Source organism: Proteiniphilum sp. UBA5384, from assembly GCF_002410825.1.
GTDB lineage: Bacteria > Bacteroidota > Bacteroidia > Bacteroidales > Dysgonomonadaceae > Proteiniphilum.
Genome location: NZ_DHOS01000078.1, coordinates 1 through 8,700, shown reverse-complemented (window position 1 = coordinate 8,700; position 8,700 = coordinate 1). Strand labels below are relative to the sequence as shown.

Annotated in this window: 4 protein-coding genes; all 4 read left to right on the top strand. The window is 45.4% G+C overall.

The genetic code is table 11. The features are described from left to right. Window positions 1–516 precede the first annotated feature (516 nt). Genes B4G81_RS15120 through B4G81_RS15105 form a run of 4 tightly spaced genes read left to right on the top strand, consistent with a single transcriptional unit; the run spans window position 517 to window position 8,542 of the window. Entirely contained in the window at window positions 517–3,660 is a 3,144-nt protein-coding gene (locus B4G81_RS15120) for a SusC/RagA family TonB-linked outer membrane protein (RefSeq protein ID WP_294083981.1), read from the top strand. Window positions 3,661–3,672: 12 nt separating this feature from the next. Next, entirely contained in the window at window positions 3,673–5,604 is a 1,932-nt protein-coding gene (locus tag B4G81_RS15115; RefSeq protein WP_294083980.1) for a RagB/SusD family nutrient uptake outer membrane protein, read from the top strand. 22 nt (window positions 5,605–5,626) lie between these two features. Beyond that, the gene (locus tag B4G81_RS15110) at window positions 5,627–6,928 is read left to right on the top strand and encodes a DUF4959 domain-containing protein (protein ID WP_294083978.1); all 1,302 of its coding nucleotides are present in this window, start codon (window positions 5,627–5,629) and stop codon (window positions 6,926–6,928) included. 30 nt (window positions 6,929–6,958) lie between these two features. Further along, the gene (locus tag B4G81_RS15105; protein ID WP_294083976.1) at window positions 6,959–8,542 is read left to right on the top strand and encodes a DUF4998 domain-containing protein; all 1,584 of its coding nucleotides are present in this window, start codon (window positions 6,959–6,961) and stop codon (window positions 8,540–8,542) included. Window positions 8,543–8,700 lie beyond the last annotated feature (158 nt).

Genomic DNA, 8,700 nt, shown 5'->3' with positions numbered 1-8,700 from the left:
TTTGCAAAGACAGTAAAAATCAATTGGTTGAAAGTAAATGTCAACTTCAATTCTTTTATTTAGAAATCATTAACCTTTAATTTTGCCCCTAATTTATAAATCTTGTCTCATTGTCGAGCGCATCCGTCTATCTTTTCAGGCAGATAATTCTAAAAAAAATGAAGTTAATGGTCTTATGAAAAACATGATTGTGTACGTATACAGAGCGAAAAAAATAGTAAGGGTTTCCTAAACTAGCATTAATCACTACTGGAGCTTTTTTACGCCGATCTTTTTGTTGCGTGGAAAACAATAAACTTCGCAAAAATCTACGATGCTTTACTCGAAATGGGAAGTTCCAACAATCGGGAGACCGGAAAACATTATTGCTGTGTCGATTATCTTGCTGTATAACAGTTGTGTACCGATATTTTACCGCAAATGACAAATACTTTAAGGAATATTATGATCTGTTTTATCTGTTGCATCCGAAAAAACTATGAATCAATTTTTTAATTATATAAAATTTCAGTAGAGATGAGAAAAACAATCTTGTTATTTGTTTTGTATGTGCTTTCTCATTCGTTAGTTGCGCAACAATTGACGATAAAGGGAAAGGTGCTGGACAGTGACGGGAACGCCATTCCAGGAGTAACCGTTTTGGTTGTTGGTACCACAACAGGCACATCGACCGACCTCGATGGTGATTATGTGCTAAGCAATGTGAAAATTGGAAGCACCCTGCGATTCAGCTTTATTGGATATGTCTCGCAGGAATTCACCGTTGAGGCAGGTAAACCGGCTATCAACGTAATTATGTTAGAGGAAACCAGTATGCTGGATGAAGTTACCGTGGTTGCTTTCGGTACCCAGAAAAAGGAGAGTGTGGTTGCTTCCATTTCCACGGTTAAGCCTTCTGATCTGAAAATGCCAACGAGTAACCTGACAACTTCTTTTGCAGGGCAGATTGCAGGAATGATCTCCTACCAGACTTCCGGAGAACCGGGTGCGGATAATGCCGATTTTTTTATCCGGGGTGTCACTACTTTCGGTTACAACGTTGATCCACTTATCCTGGTAGACAACATTGAGATTTCCAAAACAGAACTGGCCCGTATCCAGCCGGACGACATAGAGAGTTTTTCTATCATGAAAGACGCGGCGGCAACTGCCCTTTACGGAGCAAGAGGCGCTAACGGTGTAATATTGATAAAAACAAAGGTGGGAAGAGTGGGCCGCGCACAGTTAAATATCCGAATTGAAAATAACGTATCGCAACCTACTCGAAAGATTGAGTTAGCCGATCCCATCACCTACATGAAAATGCATAATGAAGCGTTTATCACTCGTGATCCTAAAGCCCCGCTTCTGTACTCCGACGATAAAATAGAGAACACCGAAAGGGGTTTGTATCCTCTTCTTTATCCGGTGACCGACTGGCAGTCTGAGCTCATGAAGGACTATTCTACAAGCCAGCGTATAAACCTGAATATACGCGGAGGAGGAAATATAGCCCGTTATTATGTGGCTGCGGCGTATACTAAAGATGGCGGTATATTGAAAGTCGATCCCCGCAACAATTTTAATAACAACATCAATTTGAATATATATACGTTGCGGTCGAATGTGAATATCGATCTTTCCAAAACAACAGAGCTGAAAGTAAGCCTGGATGGAACGTTTGAAGACTATAGTGGTCCACTCAACAGCGGATCGTCCATGTATGGCTTGATCATGAAGAGTAACCCTGTTTTGTTTCCTTCCTTCTATCCTATAGACGAAGACCACAAGTACGTCACCCATACACTCTTTGGCAACGCGGAAGACGGTCAATACCTGAATCCTTACGCACAGATGGTGCGTGGCTACCGGGAGTACAACAAATCCATCATGGGCGCCCAGATCGAGTTGAAACAGAATTTGAACTTTATGATTGACGGATTAAGTGTGCGGGCATTGCTCAACACGAAGCGAGAAGCGTTGAGTCAGATTTCTCGTTCCTATTCTCCCTACTATTATAAATTGACAGACCATAATTATCTGACCGGTGATTACAAGGTGGAGATTATCAATCCGGATGCCAGCGGGGAGAGCCTGGAATCCTATGTCCAGACCCCATTGGTGATAAATACCACTTATTTTGAATCCTCCGCGGTTTACAGCAAGAACATCGATGACGAGCATGACATCAGCGCTCAATTGGTCTTTACCATGCGTAACAGGACCATCCCGGCCACGGACGCTGCCGTAAACACCGTTCTGGGTTCGCTGCCATACAGGAACGTCGGGCTTGCAGGCAGAGCTTCCTATGCCTACCAGGGCAAGTATTTTGTGGAAGCCAACTTCGGTTACAACGGTTCCGAACGTTTCTCCAAAGAGCATCGTTGGGGCTTTTTCCCATCGATCAGTGCGGGGTGGATGTTATCCAACGAGAAGTTCTTTACTCCGTTAAAGCACGTATTGACACAACTGAAGTTGCGAGGCTCTTACGGTTTGGCGGGTAACGACAACATCAGCAGTGAGCGGTTCTTGTATCTGTCGGACGTTAGCCTGAGCGGAGGTAGCGGATACACGTTTGGATATGAGATCGACGGGTATTCACGTCCCGGGATGGTTATAAGAAGATACGCAGACCCCGAGATTTCGTGGGAAGTGTCGCACAAAACAAACCTCGCGATGGAACTGACGCTCTTCGACGACTTCAATGTCATCTGGGAATATTTTACCGAAAACCGCAAAAGTATATTACAGGAACGCCGCACCATCCCGTATTCAATGGGGCTGTGGGTTAATCCAAATGCCAACCTGGGTGAGGCGAAAGGTAATGGGACTGATTTTTCCATTACTCACAACTACATCGGACGAAATACATTCTGGGTACAGTCGAGGGTAAATTTTACCTATGCTGTAAGTGAATACACCAAATACGAGGATTATGATTACGATACGGAGTGGTGGAAGCTGCGCATAGGAAATCCGACCACTCAACAGTACGGTTATATTGCTGAAAGGTTGTTTATCGACGAAGCGGATGTGGCCAACTCTCCTACGCAGTTTGGCAGCACACAGGTGATGGCCGGAGACATTAAATACCGTGATTTGAACGGAGATGGAGTCATTAATGATCGGGACATGGCACCCATCGGGTATCCCACAACACCGGAAATACAGTATGGTTTTGGTGCATCGGTCGGGTATAGGTCTTTCGACTTTTCGTTCTTCTTTAACGGAGTTCATCGCCGCTCTTTCTGGATTAACTATAATGCCACATCCCCATTTTTCAATACCACTGGCAGCAACAACACACCGGGTACACCTGAGGGGAACAATGCCCTCATGAAGTTTATTGCAGACAGCTACTGGAGTGAAGCCAACCGGGATCCTTATGCCACATGGCCTCGATTAGCCACCGCACTTGGTCAGGTAAACCATAACAATCACCGCAATACCTGGTTTATGCGTGACGGGGCATTTCTTCGATTAAAATCGGTGGAATTGGGGTATTCACTTCCCAAAGATCTGGTGAGCAAGATCAGGGTAAGTAGTTTACGTATTTATCTTTCCAGTTCCAACCTGTTCTCCATCAGTAAATTTAAGCTGTGGGACGTAGAGATGGCCGGTAATGGATTAGGTTACCCCATTCAGCGTACATTAAACATGGGCGTGAATTTATCCTTTTAAAAACAACAAGAAATGAAAAATCCAAGATATCTCTTTATTACTTTCTTTTTTAGCATTATTACGGCTTGCAGCAACTACCTCGATGTGGTGCCGGATATGATTGCTACCATCGAAGATAATGCCTTTTCGATGCGTTCGCAAGCTGAAAAGTTTTTCTTCATGTGTTATTCGTATATCCCCACGAGTGGCTCTTATAATGATGATCCTGCCTTGTTGGGAGGTGATGAGATCTGGGTCTCCGTTCAATACGGCGATGCACCGAATGCCAAAAACCTTGCGTTGGGAGGTCAACGCACCAACAGTCCACTTTTCGACTTCTGGAGAGGGATTAACGGGGGGAAGAACCTTTACCGCGGAATCAGTGATTGCAATATCTTTCTTGCCAACATCGGACGTGTGCCCGACATTACTTTGGAAGAACGTAACCGCTGGATAGCGGAGGTGGAAATGATCAAAGTCTGGTTACACTTTTATCTTATGCGTATGTATGGCCCTATTCCGATAAAAGATATGAATTTAAGTGTACAGGACGACACCGAGGTGACCCATGTTTTCCGCAACACCATGGACGAATGTGTGGAATACTGTATCAATAAAGTGGACGATGTTATTGGAAGAAACCACCTGATGATTACCGTAAGCGATCAGGCCACTGAACTGGGGAGAATTACCAAGGGAGTGGCATTGATGATGAAAGCCAAGATGCTGGTCACGTTTGCCAGTCCCCTGTTCAATGGGAATACAGATTACGCGGGATTGACAGATCGCAGGGGAATTGAAATATTCAATCCCAACAAAACGGAAGAGGAAAAAACGGCTCTGTGGGTACAGGCAGCAGAGGCATGCAAAGAAGCGATTGATTTCTTTGAAGAGATTGAGCAAACCGAATTGTATCGGTATGCAGGAACACAGTTTGGCAATATCTCCGAACAAACCCGCCTGAAACTGAGTATCCGGGGATCGTTGGTAGAGCGATGGAACAGCGATGTGATCTGGGCCGATTCGCGAAGTTGGCCACAATTGTACCAGATACAGGCATATCCCCGTGACTTTGGCGCTTCTCAGGCAAATACTCAAACCACGAACAGGAATAATTTCGCTGTGCCCTTAAAGATAGTTGATCAGTTTTATACGAAAAATGGAGTGCCAGTCAAGGAGGACAAAACTTGGGATTATAACAGTCGTTTTACCCCAAAGATTGCCGGGACAGATCAAATCTATTACTTGCAGGTAGGGGAGACCACGGCCGGCTTGTTTTTCGACCGGGAACCGAGACTCTACGCCAGTATTGGTTTCGACCGTGGCATATGGTTTGGCCATGGTAATTACAGTGAAACGGGTCAGGCTCCACATGCCCGCTCTGGCGAATACACGCAAAACCAGACTGCTCACTCCTGGAACGTCACGGGATTATGGCCAAAGAAAATTCTTCACTGGCTCACGGTTTGTTCTGGAACCACCACCGTTACGTACACCCGGTATCCTTTCCCGATTTTTCGTCTGCCCGAACTTTATCTGATGTATGCCGAGTCCCTCAACGAGGCCTATAACACACAGGAAGCGAGGAATGAAGCTATATATTACGTGGATCTGGTTCGGGATAGAGCCGGATTAAAAGGCATTGAGGAGTCCTGGTCCAATTATTCAAATGACCCTTCCAAGTATTTAAGACAAAGCGGATTAAGAGATATAATCAGGCAGGAAAAGTTGGTCGAATTCGTGTTTGAAGGCCATCGTTTTTGGGATTTGCGGCGTTGGAAACTGGCTATGGATGAGTATAATAAACCAATAACCGGATGGAATTTAGATGCTTCCGACCCTTTGTTGTATTACAGGGAAACATGGGTCTATACGCGGAATTTTACTCCCAGGGACTATTTCTGGCCGATATCGGACGAGGAGATTTTAAGAAATAAGAATACACTTCAAAACTACGGTTGGTAACCGTTAAAAATTTCAGATGATAATGAAACCGATTAAAACAGCATTATTCATAGTTTTAACTATCTTATATTCCTGCGGGGATGATCAGGTGAACAATCCCACGGGAAGCACAGAAGCTCCCCTTCAGGTAAAAGTAACTGAGGTTAAAAATATCAGTGGCGCTTCCATTATATATTACGATCGTCCAAACGACGAGAACCTGCAATATGTAAAAGCAATCTGGACGACAGATGATGGACTGGAATATAACCAGACCGCGTCTTTTTACACAGATTCGGTGTTGGTAGATGGATTTGGCGAAGAGGGGAGTTTTAAGGTAAAACTATATTCAGTAAGCCATGGTCAGGTCTTTTCAGAGCCGGTAGAGGTAACGGTAAGTCCGATGCGTCCTCCCTACCTGGTTGCATACGACAACCTGCAAATTATGCCCACCTTTATGGGTATTCGTGTGACCACCGAAAACGAGACAGGAGCAAAGCTTGCTTTTCGCACATTTCGGCAAGACGAGGCTACGGGTGAATGGGTGGAGGTAGGCACCTATTATACGGTGAATTCCGGTGTGGAATACTTCAACCGTGGGCATGAACCCGACATTGACCAGAATTTCCGTGTTCAGATCCGTGACCGGTGGGGCCACTGGTCACCTCCAAAAGATACGGTCTGTTCTCCGTGGTTCGAAATGGAACTCCCGAAAGATCTTTTTAAAGAAGTTGCCCTCTGTAACCTGTCGGGTGACGGATCGTATGTTCCGGATCAGACCGGCTACACGTTGCCTTCTAACTTCTGGGGTCATAAAATGCACTCCTGGTCCGGTTCAGCCGTCTCGTTCGACAGGCTTTTTGACGGTGCCGTAGGGAGTAGCTCTCAGTGTTATCACACAAAACCGTTGGCTCCCTTTCCGCAACATTTCACGATTGATCTGGGGGATCAGTACAACCTCAGCCGCTTCGTGCTGTGGCCGCGCAGTGAGCCCGCCAATCAGTTCCGTGGTGGACATCCGCAGATCGTCCGTCTCTTCGGAGCAACCTATAACGGAGACAATCCAAGTGAATTGCAGGACGATATCAACGACAGTAAAGCATGGCTGGAGCTGGGTTTGTTTTATCTTTCGAAAGCTGATGGATCGTTTGATCCCTATCCGGGTACGAACGATCGTACTGCCGAGGACAACGAAATCATCGCCAACGGACATGAGATGACACTCAACTCAATAGATCAGCCTGTCCGGTATATACGCGTGCAGGTAATCAAGTGTTTTGCAGCAAGTGTTCACGCCGGCGCTGTTCAGATAGGAGAGATCAGCTTTTTCGGTGCAAATAAATGATGTTGTACTACCCATTAATATAAAAACAGAATGAAAAACAGAATCCTTTATTATATCCTTTCGGTCATCTTTATTCTTTATGGATGTAGTCCCATGGATTACAAATACAGTGATTTTATCAAAGACGGACCGATCACTTACCTCACCCGGTTAGACGAATCCGAAGTGAAAGGAATTGGTGGACGCAACCGTGTGCGCATTGTGATTCCAGAGCTGGATGATCCACGTGCTTCGAAAGTTGAAATATACTGGTTTAACAAGCGGGAACATCTTGTAGAGCCAATTGATCCGTCCAAGGAGACAAACATATACATCAACGATCTTGTGGAAGCGACCTACATCTTCGAACTGTCTATAACTGATGCCAAGGGCAACAGTTCTATACCGGTAGCGATTACCGCTACATCCTACGGTGAGATATGGGAGTCACTTTTGCAAAACCGCCTTGCCTCTTCCAGGGAACGGGATGGAGAAAAAATGATAATCACGTACGGTGTGAATGTTGACCAGCGATTGCTCGGAACGGAGTTTGAGTGGAAACAGGATGGAGTGGAAACGGCGCTGACCGCTTTCATCGATTCCGCCGAGACGACGGGTTACCTGGAAAATTTCAAGGCAAGCTCATTCAGGTACCGTTCTGTATATTTGCCCGAGCCCGATAGCGAAGACCTGTTTCACTCTTCCTGGGAGTACTACCTGGAGGTTCCTGATGCATCGGAGATCGAGTTTGATAAAGCTACCGTCACCTTTACTCTGCCCCGACCTAACGATGGATTTTGGAGTGGTTATGTGTTTTCCTGGACCGACAAAGTCACGGGTGAGACAAAATCGCAGGCAACCGATACGAACAGCATCACCTTGAATGATTATAACGGCCTGGCAGTAACTTGTAGGGGAGTGTATGAGTTTGACGGTGTGACGGTTTTTTCCGATGGAGTTGAGCTATCCACAGTCCGGTATGTCGATCTTGACAGGAGCAACTGGTATGCCGCACCTGAAACCCGGATCTCAGACAGCTCTCCGCTTAATAACAACAGCGAAGCTCAGGTAGTGGAAAAAAATAAATCACCCCATCTTTCCCATCCTCTTTTTTATGCTGCTTCGGGTACGGATGCAAAAATCACCCCATGGGCACATTTCGATGGCAATGAAAACACGTATCTGTCAATAGTTAAAGGGTTCGGGAAGACATATTTGGACAACCGTGCCAGGACGGGTGTTTCGCACAGCTATGGAGGTGTTTCAAGCGATGGTAACGATCTCTATTTTATTATTGATTTCGGTGAAGAGGAGTCGTTCAACTATTTCAGGCTGGTTTATCGGTCCGGTCAAAGCAACGGTAACCTGAAACCTCGGCAAGTGAGTTTCTTCGGAAGTAATGATCCCGACTGTATAACAGATATGGACAAGTGGTCTGTCATTGAGGAAAATCTCTACTTGCCAGGAAGTGAGTTACCTTCCAATAGCTCCGATCCAAACCATCCGGGAAGATCAACGGGAAATGTCACAATACCGGAAAGCAGCTATCGCTTCTTGATGTTGAGGTATGATGAGTGGACGGAGGCTTCAAATTCTGTAGCCATAGCAGAATTCTACCTGGGATTGTATTATTAAACTTCTCTGACTAGTCCTAAAACCTGTAACGGTTATTTAGGACTAGTCATTCTTACCGGGGTATTAAAGTTTATCCCCTGAATCTCTCCTAATCGATTTTATTTAACAGAGTTTCTCCTCAAACTTTTTTGCTACCTGTCGGATATCTCTCCGGTATA